Here is a 24209-nt window from a genome sequence, read left to right on the forward strand (position 1 = left end):
CCGGCGTTAGAGCGCCGATACTCCAGCCAATTGGCGCAGCTGCACCGTCGACGCGGGGATCATCGACGCGATCTTGACGGCGTCGTCACGATCCGCCGCACCGAGCAGGTAGATCCCGGTGGCGATTTCGGCGCCCTCCACGTAGGGCCCGTCGGTGATCAGCACCTCGCCGTCCCGCACCCGCACGGTCGTCGCGGTGGACCGATCGTGCAAGGCGGCACCGCCGACAATGTGATCGCCGGCGGCCGCGTGCAGATCCGCGTGTTTGGCCGCGACGGCCTCCCACTCCGGTGTGCCGGGCGTGTGCGCGCTCGCGGGCGGTTCCAGCAGCAGCGCGAGCCAGTCGTTGCCGGTGAGCTTGCGGGACGGCTCAATCGCGTGGACCACCGGCCACAGTTCCACCGCACCGAACGGGGCGATCGGGACATCGCGCGCCAACGCGAGTGCCTCGTCGAGGTTTTCCGCTTCGAACACGTAGTAGCCGCAGGCCACCTCGGCGGACTCGGCGAACGGGCCGTCGGTGACGACTCGGGTGTCCGGGCCGCCGGTGATGACCACCGCGGCGGCAGCGGGTCCCAGCGCGTCACCGGCCTTGATCGCCGGGCCGGCTTTGGCGTGGAAGCGCTCCCACTCGGCCATGCCAGCCGCCCACTCTTCGGGCGTACGGTCCTGTTCCTTCGCGATCAACAGAGCGAAATAATGCATGTTCGTCACCTCCGGTAGTGAGCGAAGCCCCGTGCTCCACTCTCTACCTATCCGACGAACGACGCAGCCCCAATCCGACAGCGGTCGCGAAATCAGGCCGAGGCGCCCGGCTTGAGGTAGGTCGCCAGGCTGCAGTCCAGCATCTCGTCGCCGAAGTAGTGCTCGCAGCCGCGCAGATACTTCATGTACCGGTCGTAGATTTCCTGGGAGGTGACCTCGATGGCCTTGTCCCTGTTGGACTCCAGCGTGTCACCCCAGATGTGCAACGTCTTGACGTAATGTGACCGCAGCGAAAGTGGTTCGGGGACAACGAAGCCCGCTTTTTGGCCGTGCTCGACCATCATCTCCGTGGTCGGCAGGCGGCCGCCGGGGAAGATCTCGGTGACGATGAACTTGATGAAGCGCACGGTCTCGAAGGTGAGCTTCTTGCCGCGGGCGTTCAGGTTATAGGGGTGATAGCTGACGCTGCTCTGAACGGTCATCCGGCCGTCGTCGGGCATGATGTCGAACGTCCGCTTGAAGAAGTCGTCGTAGTTCTCGTGCCCGAAGTGCTCGAATGCCTCGATCGACACGATCCGGTCGACGGGCGCGCTGAAGTCTTCCCAATTCTGCAGCCGCACCTCGCGTGAGCGATCGCTGTCGATTGCACCCAGCACCTGTTCGCAGCGGGCGTGCTGGTTCTTGGACAGGGTCAGGCCGATGACGTTGACGTCGTAGCGCTCCACGGCGCGGCGCATGGTGGTGCCCCACCCGCAGCCGATGTCGAGCAGGGTCATGCCGGGTTTGAGGTCCAGCTTGTCCAGGTTGAGGTCGATCTTGGCGTATTGCGCCTCTTCGAGGCTGAGGTCGGAGGGCTCGAAGTATGCGCAGCTGTAGGTCCGGGTCGGGTCCTGGAACAGGGCGAAGAAATCGTCGGAGACGTCATAGTGCGCCTGGATATCTTCCGAACGGGTCCGGATCTTGGTAGCACTAGTCGGTTGCTCTGCCATGATCGTTAGGTCTCCTGAATTCACTGCTTCAAACGCATCGCCCGTCGTCGCCCGTTTGACCAGCGACGATACCCACATTTAAACGGGCTGCTTAATCAACCGGCAACGCTTCACGCTCGGCCCCCCGCGGCCCGACGCATCAGTCTACTTCCAGAGGGAAATCGTTGTGGTCACAGTGGCGGCGACGTGGGGCCACTACTTTTCCAGGGTGAACTGGTTGCAATCGATATAGCCCATCCGGAACGCCTTGGCGCAGCCGGTCAGAAATTTCATGTACCGCTGGTAGACCTCTTCCGACTGGATTTCGACGGCTTGGTCTTTGTGCGCTTCCAGAGCATCGGCCCACAGGTCCAGGGTGTGGGCGAAGTCGGACTGCAGCGACTGGCGCCGGGTGACATCGAAACCCGCTTTGGCGCAGTGGTTTTCGACCTTCTCAATGGATGGCAGTCGGCCCCCGGGGAAGATGTCGGTCAGGATGAACCGGATGAACTTCGCCATCTCGATCGTCATCGGTATGCCGCGCTCGGTCATCTGTCTGGGATGCAACGCGGTGATCGAGTGCAGCAGCATCACGCCGTCCGCCGGCATGACGTCGTAGGCGAATTTGAAGAAGTCGTCATAGCGGTCGAAGCCGAAGTGCTCGAGCGCTTCGATGATGACGATACGGTCGACCGGCTCGGTGAAATCCGCCCAGTCCTTCAGCAGCACCCGGTATGAGCGCTGTGAGTCGATCGAGTCGAGCACCTGCCGGCAATAGGCGTCCTGGTTCTTGGACAGGGTTACCCCGACGACGTTGACGTCGTAGCGCTCGACGGCGCGCTTCATCATCGAACCCCAGCCACAACCGATGTCCAGCAGGGTCATCCCCGGCTGCAGCCCCAGCTTGTCCAGCGTCAAATCCAGCTTGGCGACCTGCGCCTCCTGCAGCGACATGCCCTCGTGAGGAAAGTATGCGCAGCTGTAGGTGCGGGTCGGGTCCTGGAATAGCGCGAAGAATTCGTTGGAAAGGTCGTAGTGGGCTCGAACATCGGCCTCGTTCGACCGCGTCCGGATGGCACCCGCTGAATTTCTGGACATATGTCCCCCCGATGGACGGGCACCCCGGCGGGGGGCCATCCCGGGAACCCTACACCCGGGTGCGCGCATCTCTCGGATTTGGAGCGCGATGCCGCCGGATTTCTCCAACGGCGGATCCGCCGCCCGTCAGCACGCGGACGCGATCGCTACTTCTCCAGCGTGAATTGGTTGACGTCGATGTAGCCAACCCGGAACGCATTGGCGCAGCCGGTCAGGTATTTCAGGTAGCGCTCGTAGACCTCTTCGGACTGGATCTCGATGGCCTCGTTCTTGTGCGCTTCCAGCGCCGCCGCCCACAGATCGAGCGTCCGGGCGTAGTGCAGCTGCAGCGATTGGCGGCGAGTCAACCGGAAACCGTGCTTCGACGAATGGTCCTCCACCTTCTCGATCGACGGCAGCCGCCCGCCCGGGAAGATCTCGGTGACGATGAACTTGATGAACCGGGCCATCTCGAACGTCAGCGGGATGCCGCGTTCGGTGCACTGCTCCGGCTTCAGGCCGGTGATCGTGTGCAGCAGCATCACCCCGTCGTCCGGCAGCACGCTGTGGGCCATCATGAAGAAGTCGTCGTAGCGCTCGTGGCCGAAGTGTTCGAACGCCCCGATCGACACGATCCGGTCGACGGGCTCGTCGAACTCTTCCCAGCCGGCCAGCAGCACCCGCTTGCTGCGCGGGTTGTCCATGGCCTCGAACGACTTCTGCACGTGGGCGGCCTGGTTCTTGGACAGCGTCAACCCGATCACGTTCACGTCGTAGCGCTCCACCGCCCGGCGCATGGTGGCACCCCAGCCGCAGCCGACGTCGAGCAGCGTCATGCCGGGCCGCAGGCCGAGCTTGCCCAGCGCCAGATCGATCTTGGCGAGCTGCGCTTCTTCCAGCGTCATGTCGTCGCGCTCGAAGTACGCGCAGCTGTAGGTCTGGCTGGGATCCAGGAACAGGCGGAAGAAGTCGTCGGACAGGTCGTAGTGCGCCTGCACATCGGCGAAATGCGGTGTCAGTTTCCGAGCCATGACCGTGTCCGCCTTCCTGACGAAAAACGCACCTAAACATACCCCCGCGCACGCCCCGGGACCGGTTGTTCGATCCCGGGGATCAAGGCCCGGTTACTTCGCCAGCGTGAATTGGTTGACGTCGACGTAGCCCTCTCGGAACTTGTCGGCGCAGCCGGTCAGGTATTTCATGTAGCGCTCGTAGACCTCTTCGGACTGGATCTCGATGGCCTCGTCCTTGCGCGCCCGCAACGCCTCGGCCCACAGGTCGAGAGTCTTGGCGTAGTGCGGTTGCAGTGATTGGCGGCGAGTCAGCCGGAATCCTACTTCGTCCGAATGTTCTTCCACCATAGGGATTTTCGGCAGCCGGCCGCCCGGAAAGATCTCCCGCTGAATGAAGATGATGAAGCGCAGCAGGTCGATGGAGATGGGCAGACCCATGTCCACGATTTCCTGCTTCGTGAAGTCGGTGATGGTGTGCAGCAGCATCACGCCGTCGCCGGGCAACACGTGGTAGGCCATTTTGAAGAAGTCGCCGTAGCGGTCATGGCCGAAGTGCTCGAACGCCCCGATCGACACGATCCGGTCGACGGGCTCGTCGAACTCTTCCCAGCCGGCCAGCAGCACCCGCTTGCTGCGCGGGCTGTCCATGGCCTCGAACGACTTCTGCACGTGGGCGGCCTGGTTCTTCGACAGCGTCAACCCGATCACGTTCACGTCGTAGCGCTCCACCGCCCGGCGCATGGTGGCACCCCAGCCGCAGCCGACGTCGAGCAGCGTCATGCCGGGCCGCAGACCCAACTTGCCCAGCGACAAATCGATCTTGGCGAGCTGCGCTTCTTCCAGCGTCATGTCGTCGCGCTCGAAGTACGCGCAGCTGTAGGTCTGACTGGGATCCAAGAACAGGCGGTAAAAGTCGTCGGACAGGTCGTAGTGCGCCTGCACGTCTTCGAAGTGTGGTTCCAGTTTTTGAGCCATCAGTGTTGCGCCTTCCCCGCGAAACGCACCGATCATCCCCCGAGCCCGAGTGGGGCAAATTTTATTACTGAGCATCTGCTCGCATTGACGAACGGCGAAACCTCGCAGTTCAACCCGGCTGTCAGGTCGGGCGTGTCGCGCTACTTGGTGAAGGTGAACTGCCCGACGTTGGAGATGCCCTTGCGGAACAGGGCCGCGCAACCGGTGAGGTAACGCATGAAACGGTCGTAGACCTCTTCGGACTGGATCGCGATGGCGCGTTCGCGATTGCTCTCCAGATTGGCCGCCCACATGTCCAGCGTCCGGGCGTAATGCGGCTGCAGATATTGAGTTTGCTCCAGCGAGAAACCACTGGCCTGCGCGTTGTCGATGATGTCGGGTTCACCGCACATCTGGCCGCCGGGGAAGATCTCCTTGCCGAGGAAACGGAGAAAGCGCAGATCGCTCATCGTGATCGGGATTCCGTGCTCTTTCCAGTACGACTGCGGATGCGTGAAGATGCTGTGCATCAGCATCCGGCTGTCGGTGGGGAGAACCTCGTAAGCCCAGTCCCAGAACGCCGGCCACCGTTCTTTCTTGAACGCGTCGAAGGCCTCGAAGCTGATGATCCGGTCGGCGTGCTCGTCGAACTCTTCCCAGCCCTGCAGCCGGGCCTCGGCCCGGCGCGCCGTCGGGATCGCGGCCAGTCGGGACTTGCTGCGCTCGTAGTGATTTCGGCTGAGCGTGATGCCGATGACGTTCACGTCGTACTTCTCAACCGCGCGGACCAGCGCCCCGCCCCAGCCGCAGCCGACGTCCAGCACCGTCATTCCCGGCTCGAGATTCAGCTTGTCCAGCCCCAAGTCCAGCTTGGCGAGCTGCGCCTCTTCCAGCGTCATGTCGTCGTTCTTGAAATACGCACAGGTGTAGACCATATTGGGGTCCAAAAACAACCCAAAGAAGTCGTCCGAAATGTCGTAAGTCGCCTGCGACTCTTCGTAATACGGCTTCAGTTTGGCCACCATCACGTCCTCCCAGGCGTCAACGCTACAACGCTGTGACACTCCGCGCGAAGTCGTGACGAATTTAAAACGCCGAAGCTGTCTGGTCGACTTGGCTCAGCTGGCCTCGGCAAAATTACCCGTCAAAACGCCGATCACCGGATCCCACAGTTGCTGTGGCAGATCATGTCCCATTCCGTCGAATAACACCAATCGGGCTCCGCTTATTGCGCGCGCGATCGCGCGTCCGCCGAAGGGCCGCATCAGCTTGTCGGACCGGCCGTGGATGACAACGGTCGGCGCCTTGATGCGCCGGTCGTGGTGCCGCAGGCTGCCGCTGCCCAGGATCGCGCCGAATTGCCTGGCGATGCCTTGCGGGTAGTAATTGCGGTCGTACCCTTCCGCGGCCTCGGCGCGCACCTGCTCGTCGGGGATGGGGTAACCCGGGCTGCCGATGATCCTGCTCACCCGGACCGCGTTGTCCAGGATCACCTCGCGGGGCGAGCTCGGCGGCGGGCCCTTGAGCAGCGCCAGCAATGCGCGGGGCGCCGGGGGCGGCAGGAACGCCGAATTGTTGCTGGAGAACAGAACGCCGAGAGTCCTTGTCCGATAGGCGAATTGCGCGGCGAAGACCTGAGCGATCATCCCGCCCATCGATGCGCCGACGACGTGGGTCGCCTCGATGCCCAGATGGTCCAGCACGGCGGCGGCGTCGTCGGCCATGTCCTCGAGCGTGTACGTCGCCTTGCTGCGCAGGCCCGCCCAGGAGCGGCCCAATCGGGTGACCAACGGCTGGCCGACACTGCGGTGCTCGGTCTTGCTGGACAGGCCGACATCCCGGTTGTCGTAACGGATTACGCGCAGGCCGTGGCCGACCATCCGCTCGCAGAACTCCGTTCGCCACAGCAGCAGCTGGGCGCCGAGCCCCATGATCAGCAGCACGGGCGGGTCGTCGATGTCGCCCATGTCCTCGTAGTAGAGCTTCAGGTCGCCGGCGGAACTCGCGTAGCCGGTGCGGATTTCCATCAGACCTCCACGTCGGAGGAATGCTCGCGGCCGACCTCGACCATGAAGTTGGCGAAGTACCCGGTCAGCTGCGGGTCGGACATCATCTGCCACTTCGGTGCGAGCAGCTTCATGTACCGCTCGACGTAGAGGAACTGCTTACCGATCAACACCAACTCGCGCGGCAGCTTGACGTCGTACGCGTCGGCAAGCGTCGACAGCTGCCGGCCGATGTCGGCGTACGACATGTCGCCCAGCGTCGACATGGTCAACGGGGTGGCGAATTTTTCCAGGTCCTTGGCGGCCTGGGCTTCGGGCTTGACCGTTCCGACGGCACCCATCAGCACGACGATCTTGCCGGCCGCGGCATGGTCCTTCTTGACCAGCAAGGCGTACACCAGTTCGCGCAGCAGCCAGCGGGTCCGCGGGTCGATGCGGCCCATGATCCCGAAGTCGAAGAACACGATGCGGCCCTGATCGTCGACGTAGAGGTTGCCCGCGTGCAGGTCGCCGTGGAACAGCCCGTGCCGCAGCCCGCCCTCGAAGAGCGAGAACAGCAGCGCCTTGACCAGTTCGACGCCGTCGAACCCGGCCTTGCGGATGGCGGCCACGTCGTCGATGCGGATGCCCTGCACCCGCTCCATCGTCAGCACCCGGTCGCTGGTGAAGTCCCAGTGCACCGTCGGCACCCGGATGTTGCGGCCCAGCGGCGACACGTGCAGGTGCGAGACCCACGCCTCCATCGACTGCGCCTCGAGGCGGAAGTTCAGCTCCTCGGCCAGGTTCGCGGCGAAGTCGGCGACCACGTCCTGCGCCGAAAGCCGGCGGCCCAGCTTGGCCAGCTCGACGGCCTGGGCGAACCGCTTCAGGATCTGCAGGTCGGCGGCGACCCGGCGGCGGATACCCGGACGCTGGATCTTGACCACGACCTCCTCGCCGCTGTGCAGCGTGGCGTAGTGCACCTGGGCGATGGACGCCGAGGCGAACGGCGTCTCATCCCACTTGGCGAACAGCTCGGCCGGGTCGGCGCCGAGCTCATCGACGAACAGCTTGTGCACCTGCTCGGAGTCGGCCGGCGGCACCCGGTCGAGCAGGCCGCGGAATTCGCGGGACAGCGATTCGCCGAACGCACCCGGGCTGGAGGCGATGATCTGCCCGAACTTCACATACGTCGGACCCAGATCGGCGAAGGTTTGGGGGAGCTGCTTGATCACCTTCTGCTGCCACGGCCCCTTGCCCGGCAGCGCGGTGAGCACGCGAGCGGCGGAGCGAGTGACCTGCCAACCGGTGACCGCGACCCGCGCCGCTTCCACCGGCAGTGGCACCCGGTCCAGCCTGGCCACCTCACGGTGTTTGGTTGAACTCATCCCAGCAGTCTGCCAAACCGGGGGTGCCGACGCCCAAATCGCCGGGCGGTGAGCAGGCTTTTTACCCGCTCGTGTCTGGTTTCACGCCTTCCGCCACGGTGTGACCCAGCCCTCGATGTCCCAGCCTTCCAGCCCGGCGATCAGGTCGTACATGGTGGCTCCGTCGATGGTTTCCCGGACGATGTCGGCGTGCCCCGCATGCCGGGCCAACTCGTTGATGACATGCAGGATCACCCAGCGCACCGACCACGCGTCCACGTCTTTCGGGAACCACGGAACATCGCGAGGCACCGGCACGGCCGCGTCGAGGTCCACGGTCTGGACCAGCCGCAGCGATGTCGCGTTCTGTTCGGCGAACTCCCGCAGCAGTCCGTCCAGCGTCTCGTCGGGCCGCATCACGTGCTGGTCGGCGAACGCTTCGGCGTCGAACGGCCGGGGATCCTTCGGTGCCGCGTCCGGCGCGGCCGCGACGCGTGCCATCCAGCTGCGTTGCATCCGTGTCACGTGCTTGACCAACCCGCCGACCGACAGCGCACTCGCCGACGGCGAGGACCGGGCCTGCTCGTCGGTGAGGCCGTAGCACACCGCGAAGTAGGAGCTTTGGTGGAAGGCCAGATATTCGCGCAGCGCGCTGCGTTCGTCGGTTACCGGCGGGGCGAGGGCTGGCATGATCAATCCTCCTGGTTGACGTCCCCAACCAGCTTTGCAGCAAGGGGTGACACGTTTGTAGTCGAGCAACGTAAGGTGCGGGCATGCAGCTGATTTCGGCGCAGTCGACCGAGCTGTTCGTGGGGCCGCCGGACACGCCGCTGCAGCTGGTCAGGGTTGCCGTCGGCGGGGTGGCCGAGCCGACGCCGCTGCGCATCGACGGCGACGGTCTGCGGGGGGAGGCGATCGCCGAGCAGGGCGACGAGGCCGTCGAGGTCGCGGTGACGGTGCAGCGGCGGGTCGTCGGTGAGCGCCGCGCCGCCCGGGTGCGCGCCGGCGACCAGAGTGTGCGGTTCGGATTCACCGTGGCCGAGCCCGGCTGGACCATGTTCATGGTCAGCCATTTCCACTACGACCCGGTCTGGTGGAACACCCAGGGCGCCTATACCAGCGAATGGCGTGAGGACCCGCCCGGGAAAGGGCGCCAGACCAACGGTTTCGAATTGGTGCACGCGCATCTGGAAATGGCCCGCCGCGAGGCCGAGTACAAATTCGTGCTGGCCGAGGTGGATTACCTCAAGCCGTATTGGGACACCCACCCCGAGGACCGCGCCGACCTGCGCCGCTTCATCGCCGAAGGCCGGGTCGAGATCATGGGCGGCACCTACAACGAACCCAACACCAATCTCACCAGTCCGGAGACGACGATCCGAAACCTGGTGCACGGCATCGGTTTTCAGCGCGACGTACTGGGCGCCGATCCGGCCACCGCCTGGCAGCTCGACGTGTTCGGCCACGACCCGCAGTTTCCCGGGATGGCCGCCGACGCCGGGCTGACGTCGAGCTCGTGGGCCCGGGGCCCGCACCACCAGTGGGGCCCGACCCACTCCGGCGGTGTCGAGGGCATGCAGTTCTGCAGTGAGTTCGAATGGATTTCGCCGTCCGGGCGGGGCCTGCTCACCCACTACATGCCGGCGCACTACGGGGCGGGCTGGGGGATGGACTCGGCGGCGTCGCTGGCCGAGGCGCAGGACGCCACGTACGCGGTGTTCGATCAGCTCAAGACGGTCGCCCTGACCCGCAATGTGCTGCTGCCGGTGGGCACCGACTACACCCCGCCGAACAAGTGGGTCACCGAAATCCACCGGGACTGGGCCGCGCGCTACACCTGGCCGCGATTCGTGTGCGCGCTGCCGAAGGAGTTCTTCGCCGCGGTGCGCGCCGAGCTGGACGAGCGGGGGCCCGAAAAAGGGGGGATGCCGTCGCCGCAGACGCGCGACATGAACCCGATCTACACCGGCAAGGACGTGTCCTACATCGACACCAAACAAGCCAACCGCGCCGCCGAAAACGCGGTGCTCGACGCCGAGCGCTACGCGGTGTTCGCCGCGCTGGCCACCGGCGCCGACTACCCGCACGCCGCGCTGGCCAAGGCGTGGGTGCAGCTGGCCTACGGCGCACACCACGACGCGATCACCGGCTCCGAGTCCGACCAGGTCTACCTCGACCTGCTGACCGGCTGGCGCGACGCCTGGGAGCTGGGCCGCGCGACCCGCGACAACTCCCTGGCGTTGCTGTCCGGCGCGATCGGCGGTGATGTGGTCGTCTGGAATCCGCTGACGCAGCAACGCACCGACGTCGTCACCGCCCGGGTCGATCCGCCGCTGTCCGCGGGGGTGCGGGTGCGCGACGCCGATGGTGTCGAGCTGCCCGCGCTGGTCGAGCACGACGGGCGGTCGGTCACCTGGCTGGCCCGCGAAGTCGGATCGCTGGGCTGGCGCAGCTATCGCCTGGTTCCCGCGGGCGAGCCGACCGGCTGGGAGCCGCTGCCCGGGCACGAGATCGAAAACGAGCACTACCGATTGACGGCCGACCCGGACCGCGGCGGGGCGGTGGTGTCGTTGGTTCACGACGGGCGTGAATTGATCGCGGACGGGCGGGTGGGCAACGAACTCGCCGTCTACGACGAATACCCGGCCCACCCGACGCAGGGCGAGGGCCCGTGGCATCTGCTGCCCAAGGGGCCGGTGGTGGGCTCGTCGGAATCGCCGGCGCAGGTGCGGGCGTACCGCGGACCGCTGGGTCAACGGCTGGTCGTGCGGGGTAGAATCGGCGAATTGCTCTGCTACACACAGACATTGACGCTGTGGAACGGGGTGGGGCGGGTGGACTGCCGCACCACCGTCGACGAGTTCACCGGCGAGGATCGCCTGCTGCGGTTGCGCTGGCCGTGTCCGGTGCCGGGCGCCATGCCGGTCAGCGAGGTGGGCGACGCCGTCGTCGGCCGCGGTTTCGCGTTGCTGCACGACGGGCCCCGCTCCGTGGACACCGAGCACCTGCCGTGGACGCTGGACAACCCGGCCTACGGCTGGTTCGGTCTCTCGTCTGCCGCGCGGATTCGATTGGGAGCCAAAGATATTCGCGCGGTATCCGTGGCCGAGGTGGTATCGCCGTCGGAAGCGTCGTCCGGGCCGCTGGCGCGCGAGCTGATGGTCGCGCTGGCCCGCGCCGGCGTGACGGCCACCTGCAGCGGCGCCGACAAACCGCGCTACGGCAACCTCGCCGTCGACTCCAACCTGCCCGACGTCCGCATCGCGCTGGGCGGGCCCGATCGCAACGCCTTCACCAAAGCGGTACTGGCCGAGGCCGATCCGGAGTACGCGAACGAACTCGAACGTCAGCTGTCCAAGCGGGGCCGGGGCAGGGTGTGGGTGCCCGCGGCGACGCCGTTGGCGGCGGCCTGGCTGCCCGGGGCCGACCTGAGCGGGGTGCGCGCGCTGCCGGTGCTGGTGATCGACGGCTCCGACGAAAAGCGTCTCGACACCGAAATCGCCGCGCTGGCAGCCGATCTGGAAGACGCCGAGATCGTCGTCAAACAGCGGGCCGCGACCGGCGCCGAACCCTTCGAATCCCGTACCGTCGCGCTGCTCAACCGCGGCGTCCCGAGCTTCGCCGTCGACACCGACGGCACGCTGCACACCGCGCTGTTGCGGTCGTGCACCGGCTGGCCGTCGGGCACCTGGATCGACGAACCGCGCCGCACCGCGCCCGACGGCTCGAACTTCCAACTCCAGCACTGGACACACCATTTCGACTACGCGCTCGTCTGCGGCGACGGCGACTGGCGCCACGCCCAGATCCCGGCGCGCAGCGCGCAGTTCTCCCATCCGCTGCGCGCCGTCTTCCCGGATCGACGGCGAGGCGACCTGCCGCCCACCGGGTCGCTGCTACACATCGAACCGGCCGGCACCGTTCAGCTCGGGGCCTGCAAGGCGGCCGGTAACCCGCTGCCGGCGGGCCGCGCCGCGCCCGTCGACCCCGGCGCGGTCGCGCTGCGGCTGGTCGAATCGACGGGCGCCCGCACCCGGGTGAAGATCGACTCCAGCCTGGGCAAGCTGGGCGCGCTGCAGCTCGCCGACCTGCTGGAAACGCCGCAGACCCGCAAGCGATCGATCGAGCTGGACGGCTACCAGGTCGCAACCGTGCTGGCCCGGCTCGAGGTCCCCAGGGCATTCGACGAGCCCACGCCGCTGGGCCCGGAAGCCGAGATCGTCCAGCCGCTCTACGCGCGCTACTGGCTGCACAACCGCGGCCCGGCGCCGCTGGGCGGGCTGCCGGCCGTCGCGCACCTGCACCCGCAGCGCGCGACCGCCGAACCGGGCGGCGAGCTGACCCTGCGGCTCACCGCGGCCAGCGATTGCACCGACGCCGAGCTGCACGGCGTCGTCGTGCTGGCATGTCCGGACGGCTGGGCGGCGACACCCGCCGAGCTGCCGTTCACCCTGGGCAGCGGCGAGCACCGGGAGGCCGACGTGGTGCTCGCGGTCCCGGCCGATGCCGAGCCCGGCCAGTACCCGATCCGGGCGCAGCTGCGCGTCACCGGCGAGGGGGTCCCGGCCGCCTGGCGCCAGACCGTCGAGGACGTCACCGTCGTCGGGGTCGGTGCGGACCAGGACACCGAGCTGATCTACCTCGTCGACGGACCCGAGGAGGTCGCGCTGTGCGCCGGACAGACCGCCCGGGTGGCCGTGACGATCGGCAGCCATGCCGCGGCGGAGCTCTCCGCGGAGGCCCACCTGATCAGCCCCTGGGGCACCTGGGAGTGGATCGGCCCGGCGTCGGCGGGTGCGGTGCTGCCGGCCCGCGGCAGCGTCGAGTTCGGCTTCGATGTCAGCCCACCCGCCTGGCTGGAACCCGGCCAGTGGTGGGCCCTGATCCGGGTCGGTTGCGCCGGACGGCTGGTGTACTCGCCGGCGGTGCGGGTGACCGTGACATGAGCGCGCACCCGGTCGCCACCGTCGCGGGCGCGCCCGTCGCGGTCGAGGAGGTCGACGCGGCCGAGGCGCGATTGCGCACCGGCCCCCATGCCGCGGCGCTGCCGGCCCGCGGCACCGGCGAGGGCCGCCAGCTGCGGCGCTGGCTGGTGCAACTGCTGGTGACCGAACGGGTGGTCGCCGCGGAGGTGGCCGCCCGCGGATTGACGGTGTGCGACGTGCCGACCGAGGCGGAGCTGCTGCCCGACGTGACGGCCCGGCTGGAGATCGGCAGCGTGGCCGCGGCGGCGCTGGCCGACCCGCGGGCCCGGGCACTGTTCGTCGATGTGACCGCGACCGTGCGGGTCAGCGATCACCAGGTGGCCGACTACCACGCCCGCAATCCGCTGCGGTTCGCCGCGGCGAACCCGGACCGCCACGGCTGGCGCGCCCCGGCCTGCGCCGAGCCGCCGCTGGCACAGGTGCGTGCCGCGGTCACCGAGCATCTGCGCGGCGCCGCACGCCGTCGCGCCTTCCGGCTGTGGCTGGACGAGCGACGGGCCGCGCTGGTCGAGCTCGCCGCGGGGTACGAGCATCCCGGCGACCCGCGCCAGCCCGACAACACCCACCGGCACTGATCGCCATGCTGACCCTGTGTCTGGACATCGGCGGCACGAAAATCGCTGCGGGCCTTGTGGATTCCGACGGAGCGCTAGTCTATACCGGCACCCGGCCCACCCCGCCGAACGGTTCGGCCGAGCAGGTGTGGGACGTGGTCGCCGCGATGATCGCCGAGTCCTTGGCGGCGGCCGGGGGTCCGGTCCGTGCGGTGGGAATCGCTTCGGCCGGGCCCATCGACCTGCCCAACGGAACGGTCAGCCCAATCAATATCGAAGGCTGGCAAGGCTTTCCGTTACGGGATCGGGTCGTGGCCGCGGTACCCGGGGTGCCGGTGCGCCTCGGTGGTGACGGGGTGTGCATGGCGCTGGGGGAGCAGTGGCAGGGCGCGGGGCGGGGCGCGGGCTTCCTGTTGGCGATGGTGGTCTCGACCGGCGTCGGCGGCGGCTTGGTGCTCAACGGCGCGCCCTACACCGGGCGCACCGGCAATGCCGGCCACGTCGGCCACGTCGTCGTCGAACGAGACGGTCAGCCCTGCACGTGCGGCGGCCACGGCTGCGTCGAGACGGTGGCGGCGGGGCCGTGGCTGGTGCGCTGGGCGCGGGCCAACGGCTGGTCCGCACCGGCAGGCGCCGGCGCGCGCGAGCTGGCCGCCGCGGCGAACGCCGGCGACGAGGTCGCGGTGCGCGCATTTTCCAGGGGCGCCACCGCGCTGGCGATGATGATCGCCTCGGTGGCCGCGGTCTGCGACCTGGACCTCGTCGTCGTCGGGGGAGGCGTGGCGCAATCCGGTGGCCTGCTGTTCGACCCGCTTCGCGCGGCGCTGGCCGACTATGCCGGGCTGGACTTTCTGGCCGGGCTACGTGTGGTGCCCGCCGCGTTGGGCGCCCAGGCCGGCTTGGTCGGCGCGGCCCGGCTCGCGGGGGCTTAGCCAACCGCGTTGCGCTGCATATGCTTTCGGCCCCAATCGCACAGATTCTCTAGCACCGGCGCCAGCGTCATGCCGTACTCGGAAATCGAATAGTGCACGCAGGGCGGAACCGTGCGGGCGTCGTGGCGGTCGATGATTCCGGCGTCGACCAGTTCGTGCAGGTGCCGGATCAGCATCCGCTCGGTGATTCCGGGGATGCTGCGGCGCAGCTCGGCGGTGCGCATCGGCCCGTCGCACAGCCGCCACAGGATCGTGCCCTTCCAGCGGCCGTCGATCACCGACAGCGCGGCGTCGATCGGGCAGTCGCTGACTTCTTTTTTCGACACCGCCATCGCAGCTCCCGGCCCTGTACCCATGCTGACTAATTTGTCAGTACCTTGATATTTGTCAGCATAACAGCCAGGGTCGTTCTCATGAGCGACATGCTGAACGCGTTGGCCTTGGTGATCACCGGGCCGATGGTGGGGGTGGAGTTTTCGGTCGCGGCGTTCTTCAATCCGCTGTTCGCGCGGCTGCCCGACGACGCGTTCCGAGCCGCCCGCGGCCGGGCCGCTCGGGTGCTGGGTGCGGTGATGCCGTTCTGGTACATGGGCACCCTGCTGGCCCTGGCCGTCGCGGCCGCCCGCGGCTGGGGCACGATGAGCGGCTGGCTGTGTGGCGTGGCCGCGGGCCTGCTGGCCGCCGTCGTGCTGTTGACGGTGACGATGCTGGTGCCGATCAACAACCGCATCGCGAAGTGGCCGGTGACCGGCGAGCTGTCGCGCGAATTGGCGGCTCGTTGGGACCGTCTGCATTGGCTGCGGGTGCTCGTGCTGCTGGTCCTGTTTGCTCTGCTGGGCGTCGCCGTCAGCTGAGATCCGCCGTTTTGGCCGACGGCGGATTGTCACGCTATCCTTGGTCCCGATCCACCGAAGACCGTCGGTCACCGAGCAATCGGTCGAAGGTCCGGGAACGTCCCGGCGGCCCACGCAGGAGGACGAGGCATTACCGCCGGCGCGTGCGCCGGTGTATCTCAACGCCCCGTGCCGCTTCCTGCGCCGGGGCGTTCGTCGTTCCTCGGGTGATCACCGACGACACATGACTTTTAACCGAGGAGGCATGCATGGCCAAAGCCGACAAGGCCACCGCCGTTGCGGACATTGTCGAGCAGTTCAGCGCCTCGACCGCGACCGTCATCACCGACTACCGCGGTCTGACGGTGGCCAACCTGGCTGAGCTGCGCCGCTCGCTGGCGGGGTCGGCCACCTACACCGTGGCCAAGAACACGCTGATCAAGCGGGCGGCTTCGGAAGCGGGCATCGAGGGTCTCGACGAGCTGTTCGTGGGCCCGACGGCCATCGCGTTCGTCAGCGGCGAGCCCGTCGACGCCGCCAAGGCCATCAAGACCTTCGCCAAGGAGAACAAGGCGCTGGTCATCAAGGGTGGCTACATGGACGGTCACCCGTTGACGGTGGCCGAGGTCGAGCGCATCGCCGACCTGGAATCCCGCGAGGTGCTGCTGGCCAAGCTGGCCGGTGCCATGAAGGGCAACCTCGCCAAGGCCGCCGGCCTGTTCAACGCGCCGGTTTCGCAGTTCGCCCGCCTCGCGGCCGCCCTGCAGGAGAAGAAGGCCGCCGACCCGGCTGCCGCGGCGGCCCCGGCCGCAGAACCCGCTCCCGAAGCAGCCGCTGCGGAAGCACCCGCCGAGGCGGCAGCACCCGCCGAAACACCGGCTGACGCCGAATAACCCAAAAACCCACATTAGGAAGGACCCACACCATGGCAAAAATCTCTACCGATGACCTGCTCGACGTCTTCAAGGAAATGACGCTCCTCGAGCTGTCGGACTTCGTGAAGAAGTTCGAGGAGACCTTTGAGGTCACCGCGGCCGCCCCGGTCGCGGTCGCCGCTGCCGGTGGTGGTGCCGCCGCCGGTGGCGCGCCCGCCGAGGCCGCCGAGGAGCAGTCGGAGTTCGACGTCATCCTCGAAGCCGCCGGCGACAAGAAGATCGGCGTCATCAAGGTGGTCCGAGAGATCGTCTCCGGCCTGGGTCTGAAGGAAGCCAAGGACCTGGTCGACGGCGCGCCCAAGCCGTTGCTGGAGAAGGTCGCCAAGGAAGCCGCCGACGAGGCCAAGACCAAGCTCGAGGCCGCCGGCGCGACCGTCACCGTCAAGTAGTTCGACTCGCGCAAGCCCCCGGGGCCCCGGTCAATCGGGTCCCGGGGGTTTCGTGTGTTCAGCCGGGAAACGCCGCCTGCACCGACTGCGCTACCCGCTCCGCCGTATCTCCCAGGGCGACAAGCAGATTCGAGGTCATCGTGGTGAGCACCGGGGCGACGGCCGAGCCGTCGTCGCCGTAATAGCCGGCCAGCTCCAGCATCACGAATCCGTGAATCAGCGCCCAGAACTGCGCCGCGGTGCCCACCACGGACGCGTCGTCGTCGGCGCCGCCGACGGTGATCCGGCCGGCCAACATGCACCGGCGCACCACGCGCACCACGTGCGCGAAGCTGGGGTGGTGCTGCTCGATCTCGGCCACCGTCAGCGTCAGGACGTTGCCGGCCGGCGCGTTGATGCCGTGCGCGCTGGTGCTGCCGAACATCAGCCGGTACATGTGTGGCCGCTCGATCGCGTAGCGGCGATAGGCGGCGCCGGTGAGGAACAGGTCGGCGACCGGGTCGTCGGTCCGCGGCACGGTCTGGGCCTCGTCGAACTGCCGTAACCCCTCCTCGGCGACCGCCGCGATCAGCGCCCGCATGCCGCCGAAATGGGTGTACACGGCCATTGTCGAGGTCCCCGCGGCGCTGGCCACCTTGCGGGTCTGCAGGGCGTCGGGGCCGTCGCTGTCGAGCAGGCCGACCGCGGCGTGCAGCATCTCATGACGAACACTGCGCACATTGCGCTGAACTTCCGAAGTCATCGCTCCCACTATCTCCGATGAGGCCTTGCCATCTTTTCATCGCCGGCGTACTGTCGCAATAACGCTGAAATATCAATGTTATAGGAGTTCAGCCATGACTTCCACACAGACGACCAAATCCGAGAACCCGTATCTCGAAGGCTTCCTGGCGCCGGTGAGCGCCGAAGTGACCGCGACCGACCTGCGCGTCACGGGGCAGATCCCAGACCACCTGGACGGGCGCTACCTGCGCAACGGACCCAACCCGGCCGCGGAGGTCGACCCGGCCACCTACCACTGGTTCACCGGCGATGCGATGGTGCATGGGGTCGCGCTGCGCGACGGCAAGGCCTGCTGGTACCGCAACCGCTGGGTCCGCACGCCGCCCGCGTGCGCCGCGCTCGGCGAGCCCGAGCCCCAGGGGCTGAACCCGCGCGCCGGGATGCTGTCGGTCGGGCCCAACACCAACGTGCTGACTCACGCCGGCCGGACGCTGGCGCTCGTCGAGGGCGGCGGGGCCAACTACGAGCTCACCGACGACCTGGACACCGTCGGGCCCTGCGACTTCGACGGCACCCTGTTCGGCGGCTACACCGCCCACCCGCACCGGGATCCGCACACCGGTGAGCTGCACGCGGTGTCCTACTGCTTCGGACGCGGGCGCAGCGTGCAGTACTCGGTCATCGACACCGACGGCCGCGCCCGGCGCACCGTCGACATCGAAGTGACCGGGTCGCCGATGATGCACGACTTCTCCCTGACCGACAAGTACGTGGTGATCTACGACCTGCCGGTGACGTTCGACCCCATGCAGGTCGTGCCGGCCAACGCGCCGCGCTGGCTGAGTTCGCCGGCCCGCCTGGTGTTGCAGTCGGTGCTCGGCCGGGTCCGGATTCCCAGCCCGCTGACGACAGCGCTCAACCGCAACCGGCAGCCGATGCATCGGATGCCCTACAGCTGGAAGGACAGCTACCCGGCGCGGATCGGGGTCATGCCCCGCGAAGGGGGCAACGATGACGTGCGCTGGTTCGACATCGAACCCTGCTACGTCTTCCATCCGCTCAACGCCTACTCGGAGATGCGCGATGGGGCCCGAACAAAAGAAGAGGTCCTGGTGCTCGACGTGTGCAGCTACTCGCGGATGTTCGACCGCGATCTGCGCGGTCCCGGCGACAGCCGGCCGACGCTGGATCGCTGGACGATCAACCTGGCCACCGGTGCGATGAGCACCGAACGCCGCGACGATCGTCCCCAGGAGTTCCCGCGCATCGACGAGACCCTGCTGGGCGGCCGGCACCGGTTCGGCTACGCCGTCGGGCTGGACGGCGGCTACCTCTCCGGTGGCGCGACCGAGATGACCTCGGCACTCTACAAGCACGACTACGCGACGGGATCAAGCACCGTCGCGCCGCTGGACGCCGATCTTCTGCTCGGCGAGATGTCCTTTGTGCCCAACCCGACAAACGGGTCGGGGGAGCGCGCCGAGGACGACGGCGTCCTGATGGGCTACGCCTATCACCGCGGCCGTGACGAGGGGCAATTGCTGCTGCTGGACGCTCAGAGCCTCGAGTCGATCGCCACGGTGCACCTACCGCAGCGGGTCCCGATGGGTTTCCACGGCAACTGGGCGCCTTCCGTCTGACCCCTTTACCGTTACTGTCAGGACCGTTAGCCTGCCTGCAGGGGTGGGTCTCAGGTCGGCGAATTTTTCGCCCCGGTGCTGTGCAACCATGCTGTGTGCTCCCAGGCGTGCGCTACAGTGACTCATGCCACACAAAGGGGCAGGTGGCAGCATGCGTCGACGGAAGGATTCCCTATGGGCGTCGCTATCGAGGTCAGTGGTCTGACGAAGTCCTTTGGTTCCTCGAGGATTTGGGAAGACGTGACCCTGGATATCCCCGCCGGGGAGGTCAGCGTTTTGCTGGGCCCGTCGGGTACTGGCAAGTCGGTGTTCTTGAAGTCGTTGATCGGCCTGCTTCGTCCGGAACGTGGCTCGATTGTCATCGATGGCACCGACATCATCGAGTGTTCGGCCAAGGAGCTCTACGAGATCCGCACGCTGTTCGGGGTGCTGTTCCAGGACGGCGCGCTGTTCGGCTCGATGAACCTCTACGACAACACCGCGTTCCCGCTGCGGGAGCACACCAAGAAGAAGGAAAGCGAGATCCGTGACATCGTCATGGAGAAGCTGAGCATGGTGGGCCTCGGCGGTGACGAGAAGAAGTTCCCCGGCGAGATCTCCGGTGGTATGCGCAAGCGTGCCGGCCTGGCCCGCGCGCTGGTGCTCGACCCGCAGATCATTCTGTGCGACGAGCCCGACTCCGGTCTGGACCCGGTCCGTACCGCCTATTTGAGCCAGCTGATCCTGGACATCAACGCCCAGATCGACGCGACCATCCTGATCGTGACGCACAACATCAACATCGCCCGCACGGTGCCGGACAACATCGGCATGCTGTTCCGCAAGCACCTGGTCATGTTCGGGCCGCGCGAGGTGCTGCTGACCAGCGACGAGCCGGTGGTGCGCCAGTTCCTCAACGGCCGGCGGATCGGGCCGATCGGCATGTCCGAGGAAAAGGACGAGGCGACCATGGCCGAAGAGCAGGCACTGCTCGACGCGGGTCACCACGCCGGCGGCACCGAGGAGATCGAGGGCGTGCCACCACAGATCACCGCAACCCCCGGGATGCCCGAACGCAAGGGTGTGGCACGCCGCCAGGCCCGGGTACGCGAGATGCTGCACACCCTGCCCAAGAAAGCACAAGCGGCCATCCTCGACGACCTCGAGGGCACGCACAAGTACCAAGCGCACGAGTTCGGCGACTGACCGTCGTCTGACCCACCAGCCCGATCACCACGGCTCGCGGTGGTCGGGCCTGGTTGTACCTGTGGGAAGCCGTGGGCAGAGGAATTCACTGACAACTTGCCGCCCCTTCCTCTTGACGAATACGCGTGCACAGGTCAATCTGTTGGGCAGCATGTACCCACGGGCAATTCGAGATGCCAGCCAGCGTCTATCCCCCGGGATGGGTAGTTGAGGAATGCGCGCGCCTGCGCTATTGTTGGACGTTGCGCTGGCTACTTCCTGCCCACCTCACCCGCCACCTGACACCGTGGTCTTAGCCTGAGCCCCCTCTGTGGTTCAGCTATTTAGTTGCGCGCGTGAGGCTCGAGCAGTTCGTTCGCCGGCTTAAACCGAAATGATTTGCGGCGAACAGGTCCGGTTGTCCCGGTTCTCGTCAGTCGCACGAGGTGCTGGAAGGATGCATCTTGGCAGATTCTCGCCAGAGCAAGACGGACTCCTCTAGTTCTAACAACTCCGTGCCGGGAGCACCTGACCGAGTATCTTTCGCCAAGCTTCGCGAACCGCTCGAGGTTCCGGGGCTTCTCGACGTGCAGACCGACTCCTTTGAGTGGTTGATCGGTTCGCCGCGTTGGCGCGAGATCGCCTCCGCCCGCGGGGACGTCAACCCGGTCGGTGGCCTCGAAGAGGTGCTGTACGAGTTGTCGCCCATCGAGGACTTCTCGGGCTCAATGTCGCTGTCGTTCTCCGACCCCCGCTTCGACGAAGTCAAGGCGCCGGTGGACGAGTGCAAAGACAAGGACATGACGTACGCGGCGCCGCTGTTCGTCACGGCCGAGTTCATCAACAACAACACCGGTGAGATCAAGAGCCAGACGGTCTTCATGGGTGACTTCCCGATGATGACCGAAAAAGGCACCTTCATCATCAACGGGACCGAGCGCGTCGTGGTCAGCCAGCTGGTCCGCTCGCCCGGCGTGTATTTCGACGAGTCGATCGACAAGTCGACCGAGAAGCTGCTGCACAGCGTCAAGGTGATTCCGAGCCGCGGGGCGTGGCTGGAGTTCGACGTCGACAAGCGCGACACCGTCGGGGTGCGCATCGACCGCAAGCGTCGCCAGCCGGTCACCGTGCTGCTCAAGGCGCTGGGCTGGACCAACGAGCAGATTCACGAGCGGTTCGGCTTCTCCGAGATCATGATGTCGACGCTGGAGAAGGACAACACCGCCGGCACCGACGAGGCGCTGCTGGACATCTACCGCAAGCTGCGCCCGGGCGAGCCGCCGACCAAGGAGTCCGCGCAGACCCTGCTGGAGAACCTGTTCTTCAAGGAGAAGCGCTACGACCTGGCCCGCGTCGGCCGCTACAAGGTCAACAAGAAGCTCGGCCTGCACGCCGGCGAACCGATCACGTCGTCGACGCTGACCGAAGAGGACGTCGTCGCCACCATCGAGTACCTGGTGCGCCTGCACGAGGGCCAGCCGACCATGACGGTTCCCGGCGGCACCGAGGTTCCGGTGGAGACCGACGACATCGACCACTTCGGCAACCGCCGCCTGCGCACCGTCGGTGAGCTGATCCAGAACCAGATCCGGGTCGGTATGTCCCGGATGGAGCGCGTCGTCCGTGAGCGGATGACCACGCAGGACGTCGAGGCCATCACGCCGCAGACCCTGATCAACATCCGTCCCGTCGTGGCCGCGATCAAGGAGTTCTTCGGCACCAGCCAGCTGTCCCAGTTCATGGACCAGAACAACCCGCTGTCCGGGCTCACCCACAAGCGCCGCCTCTCGGCGCTGGGACCGGGCGGTCTGTCGCGTGAGCGCGCGGGCCTCGAGGTTCGTGACGTGCACCCGTCGCACTACGGCCGGATGTGCCCGATCGAGACCCCCGAGGGTCCGAACATCGGTCTGATCGGTTCGCTGTCGGTGTACGCGCGGGTCAACCCGTTCGGGTTCATCGAGACGCCGTACCGCAAGGTGGTCGACGGTGTGGTCACCGACCAGATCGACTACCTGACCGCCGACGAGGAGGACCGCCACGTCGTGGCGCAGGCCAACTCGCCGATCGACGCCGACGGCCGGTTCGAGGAGTCGCGTGTCCTGGTCCGCCGGAAGGCGGGCGAGGTCGAGTACGTGCCGTCGTCCGAGGTCGACTACATGGACGTGTCGCCGCGCCAGATGGTGTCGGTGGCCACGGCCATGATCCCGTTCCTCGAGCACGACGACGCCAACCGTGCCCTGATGGGCGCCAACATGCAGCGCCAGGCGGTTCCGCTGGTGCGCAGCGAGGCGCCGCTGGTCGGTACCGGTATGGAGCTGCGCGCCGCGATCGACGCCGGCGATGTGGTGGTGGCCGACAAGGCCGGTGTGATCGAGGAGGTGTCCGCCGACTACATCACCGTGATGGCCGACGACGGCACCCGGCACACCTACCGGATGCGCAAGTTCGCCCGGTCCAACCACGGCACCTGCGCCAACCAGTCGCCGATCGTCGACGCGGGCGACCGCGTCGAGGCCGGCCAGGTGATCGCCGACGGTCCGTGCACCGAAAACGGTGAGATGGCCCTCGGCAAGAACCTGCTGGTGGCGGTCATGCCGTGGGAAGGCCACAACTACGAGGACGCGATCATCCTCTCCAACCGCCTGGTTGAGGAGGACGTGCTCACCTCGATCCACATCGAGGAGCACGAGATCGATGCCCGCGACACCAAGCTGGGCGCCGAGGAGATCACCCGGGACATCCCGAACGTCTCCGATGAGGTGCTCGCCGACTTGGACGAGCGTGGCATCGTGCGGATCGGCGCCGAGGTTCGTGACGGCGACATCCTGGTCGGCAAGGTCACCCCGAAGGGTGAGACCGAGCTGACGCCGGAAGAGCGGCTGCTGCGGGCGATCTTCGGTGAGAAGGCCCGCGAGGTCCGCGACACCTCGCTGAAGGTGCCGCACGGGGAGTCCGGCAAGGTGATCGGCATTCGGGTGTTCTCCCGCGAGGACGACGACGAACTGCCCGCCGGTGTCAACGAGCTGGTCCGCGTCTACGTGGCCCAGAAGCGCAAGATCTCCGACGGCGACAAACTCGCCGGACGCCACGGCAACAAGGGCGTCATCGGCAAGATCCTGCCGGTCGAGGACATGCCGTTCATGCCCGATGGCACCCCGGTGGACATCATCCTGAACACCCACGGTGTGCCGCGACGGATGAACATCGGCCAGATCCTGGAAACCCACCTCGGGTGGGTCGCCAAGGCCGGCTGGAACATCGAGGGTTCCCCCGAGTGGGCGGCGAACCTGCCGGAAGGCCTGCGCCATGCGCAGCCCGACCAGACGGTGTCGACCCCGGTGTTCGACGGCGCCAAGGAGGAGGAGCTGCAGGGTCTGCTGTCCTGCACGCTGCCCAACCGCGACGGCGACGTCATGGTGGACGCCGACGGCAAGGCGCGGCTGTTCGATGGCCGCAGCGGCGAGCCGTTCCCGTACCCGGTGACCGTTGGCTACATGTACATCATGAAGCTGCACCACCTGGTGGACGACAAGATCCACGCCCGCTCCACCGGTCCGTACTCGATGATCACCCAGCAGCCGTTGGGTGGTAAGGCGCAGTTCGGTGGTCAGCGGTTCGGTGAGATGGAGTGCTGGGCCATGCAGGCCTACGGGGCGGCGTACACGCTGCAGGAGCTGTTGACCATCAAGTCCGACGACACCGTCGGCCGGGTCAAGGTCTACGAGGCGATCGTCAAGGGCGAGAACATCCCCGAGCCGGGTATCCCCGAGTCGTTCAAGGTGTTGCTCAAGGAGCTGCAGTCGCTGTGCCTCAACGTTGAGGTGCTGTCGTCCGACGGCGCGGCCATTGAGCTGCGCGAGGGCGAGGACGAGGACCTGGAGCGCGCCGCCGCGAACCTGGGAATCAACTTGTCCCGCAACGAATCTGCGTCCGTTGAGGATCTGGCTTAATTAGTTACTAAACCCGCAAGGGGAAAGGGAGTTAC

The 24209-nt window shown here is 66.9% G+C and carries 20 protein-coding genes; 9 read left to right on the forward strand and 11 right to left on the reverse strand.

Annotation, left to right across the window (positions count from 1 at the left end; genetic code table 11):
• Positions 1-6: 6 nt before the first annotated feature.
• The 9 genes from BN973_RS06380 to BN973_RS06420 form a co-directional block, all read right to left on the reverse strand.
• A complete protein-coding gene (locus BN973_RS06380) occupies positions 7-705 on the reverse strand; it encodes a YciI family protein (protein WP_036466649.1) in 699 nt (232 codons plus the stop codon).
• Positions 706-797: 92 nt separating this feature from the next.
• Positions 798-1694 (reverse strand): hydroxymycolate synthase MmaA4, encoded by an 897-nt coding sequence (gene mmaA4, locus BN973_RS06385; RefSeq protein WP_036472102.1) that lies wholly within the window; start codon positions 1692-1694, stop codon positions 798-800.
• A 195-nt stretch (positions 1695-1889) separates the two neighbouring features.
• Entirely contained in the window at positions 1890-2771 is an 882-nt protein-coding gene (locus tag BN973_RS06390; RefSeq protein WP_036466651.1) for a cyclopropane mycolic acid synthase family methyltransferase, read from the reverse strand.
• Between the two features lie 146 nt (positions 2772-2917).
• Positions 2918-3781 carry a cyclopropane mycolic acid synthase family methyltransferase gene (locus BN973_RS06395; RefSeq protein WP_036466652.1) on the reverse strand — a complete coding sequence of 288 codons (864 nt, stop codon included), beginning with the start codon at positions 3779-3781 and terminating at the stop codon, positions 2918-2920.
• A gap of 93 nt (positions 3782-3874) precedes the next feature.
• Positions 3875-4738, reverse strand: a complete 864-nt coding sequence (locus tag BN973_RS06400) for a cyclopropane mycolic acid synthase family methyltransferase (RefSeq protein WP_036472103.1) — start codon at positions 4736-4738, stop codon at positions 3875-3877.
• Between the two features lie 140 nt (positions 4739-4878).
• Complete coding sequence (locus tag BN973_RS06405; RefSeq protein ID WP_036472104.1) at positions 4879-5739, reverse strand: cyclopropane mycolic acid synthase family methyltransferase; 861 nt, start codon at positions 5737-5739, stop codon at positions 4879-4881.
• 96 nt (positions 5740-5835) lie between these two features.
• Positions 5836-6744, reverse strand: coding sequence for an alpha/beta fold hydrolase (locus tag BN973_RS06410; RefSeq protein ID WP_036466653.1), 909 nt, complete (start codon positions 6742-6744; stop codon positions 5836-5838).
• Positions 6744-8090 (reverse strand): ABC1 kinase family protein, encoded by a 1347-nt coding sequence (locus BN973_RS06415; protein ID WP_036466654.1) that lies wholly within the window; start codon positions 8088-8090, stop codon positions 6744-6746. Before BN973_RS06415 ends, BN973_RS06410 begins: the two co-directional genes overlap by 1 nt.
• Before the next feature lie 81 nt (positions 8091-8171).
• Positions 8172-8759: a DinB family protein gene (locus tag BN973_RS06420; protein WP_036466656.1), complete on the reverse strand. Its 588-nt coding sequence runs from the start codon at positions 8757-8759 to the stop codon at positions 8172-8174.
• An 83-nt stretch (positions 8760-8842) separates the two neighbouring features.
• Between BN973_RS06420 and BN973_RS06425 the strand changes: the two genes are divergently transcribed.
• Genes BN973_RS06425 through BN973_RS06435 form a run of 3 tightly spaced genes read left to right on the forward strand, consistent with a single transcriptional unit; the run spans position 8843 to position 14540 of the window.
• Positions 8843-13015: a glycoside hydrolase family 38 N-terminal domain-containing protein gene (locus BN973_RS06425; protein WP_036466657.1), complete on the forward strand. Its 4173-nt coding sequence runs from the start codon at positions 8843-8845 to the stop codon at positions 13013-13015.
• Complete coding sequence (locus tag BN973_RS06430) at positions 13012-13629, forward strand: DUF7158 domain-containing protein (protein ID WP_036466658.1); 618 nt, start codon at positions 13012-13014, stop codon at positions 13627-13629. The genes BN973_RS06425 and BN973_RS06430 overlap by 4 nt, the downstream gene beginning before the upstream one ends.
• A gap of 5 nt (positions 13630-13634) precedes the next feature.
• The gene (locus BN973_RS06435; protein ID WP_036466660.1) at positions 13635-14540 is read left to right on the forward strand and encodes an ROK family protein; all 906 of its coding nucleotides are present in this window, start codon (positions 13635-13637) and stop codon (positions 14538-14540) included.
• On the opposite strand, the gene BN973_RS06440 is transcribed toward BN973_RS06435, so the two are convergent.
• The gene (locus BN973_RS06440; RefSeq protein WP_232232032.1) at positions 14537-14896 is read right to left on the reverse strand and encodes a winged helix-turn-helix transcriptional regulator; all 360 of its coding nucleotides are present in this window, start codon (positions 14894-14896) and stop codon (positions 14537-14539) included. The two genes, BN973_RS06435 and BN973_RS06440, sit on opposite strands and share 4 nt — an antisense overlap.
• 57 nt (positions 14897-14953) lie before the next feature.
• Here BN973_RS06440 and BN973_RS06445 point away from each other — a divergent pair, with 57 nt between their 5' ends.
• The 3 genes from BN973_RS06445 to rplL all read left to right on the forward strand — a co-directional run bounded on the left by BN973_RS06445 (position 14954) and on the right by rplL (position 16697).
• On the forward strand, positions 14954-15394 hold the full coding sequence (locus BN973_RS06445) for a DUF1772 domain-containing protein (RefSeq protein WP_036466662.1): 441 nt from the start codon (positions 14954-14956) through the stop codon (positions 15392-15394).
• A gap of 248 nt (positions 15395-15642) precedes the next feature.
• Positions 15643-16266 carry a 50S ribosomal protein L10 gene (rplJ, locus tag BN973_RS06450; protein WP_036466663.1) on the forward strand — a complete coding sequence of 208 codons (624 nt, stop codon included), beginning with the start codon at positions 15643-15645 and terminating at the stop codon, positions 16264-16266.
• Positions 16267-16298: 32 nt separating this feature from the next.
• Positions 16299-16697, forward strand: a complete 399-nt coding sequence (gene rplL, locus BN973_RS06455) for a 50S ribosomal protein L7/L12 (protein ID WP_036466664.1) — start codon at positions 16299-16301, stop codon at positions 16695-16697.
• Between the two features lie 58 nt (positions 16698-16755).
• On the opposite strand, the gene BN973_RS06460 is transcribed toward rplL, so the two are convergent.
• Positions 16756-17439, reverse strand: coding sequence for a TetR/AcrR family transcriptional regulator (locus BN973_RS06460; RefSeq protein ID WP_036466665.1), 684 nt, complete (start codon positions 17437-17439; stop codon positions 16756-16758).
• Positions 17440-17533: 94 nt separating this feature from the next.
• Here BN973_RS06460 and BN973_RS06465 point away from each other — a divergent pair, with 94 nt between their 5' ends.
• The 3 genes from BN973_RS06465 to rpoB all read left to right on the forward strand — a co-directional run bounded on the left by BN973_RS06465 (position 17534) and on the right by rpoB (position 24174).
• Positions 17534-19060 (forward strand): carotenoid oxygenase family protein, encoded by a 1527-nt coding sequence (locus BN973_RS06465; protein WP_036466666.1) that lies wholly within the window; start codon positions 17534-17536, stop codon positions 19058-19060.
• 174 nt (positions 19061-19234) lie between these two features.
• Positions 19235-20245 carry an ABC transporter ATP-binding protein gene (locus tag BN973_RS06470; RefSeq protein ID WP_036466667.1) on the forward strand — a complete coding sequence of 337 codons (1011 nt, stop codon included), beginning with the start codon at positions 19235-19237 and terminating at the stop codon, positions 20243-20245.
• Positions 20246-20688: 443 nt separating this feature from the next.
• Positions 20689-24174 carry a DNA-directed RNA polymerase subunit beta gene (gene rpoB, locus BN973_RS06475; RefSeq protein WP_407067586.1) on the forward strand — a complete coding sequence of 1162 codons (3486 nt, stop codon included), beginning with the start codon at positions 20689-20691 and terminating at the stop codon, positions 24172-24174.
• Positions 24175-24209 lie beyond the last annotated feature (35 nt).

It is taken from the genome of Mycobacterium triplex, assembly GCF_000689255.1.
GTDB classification, from domain to species: Bacteria; Actinomycetota; Actinomycetes; order Mycobacteriales; family Mycobacteriaceae; genus Mycobacterium; species Mycobacterium triplex.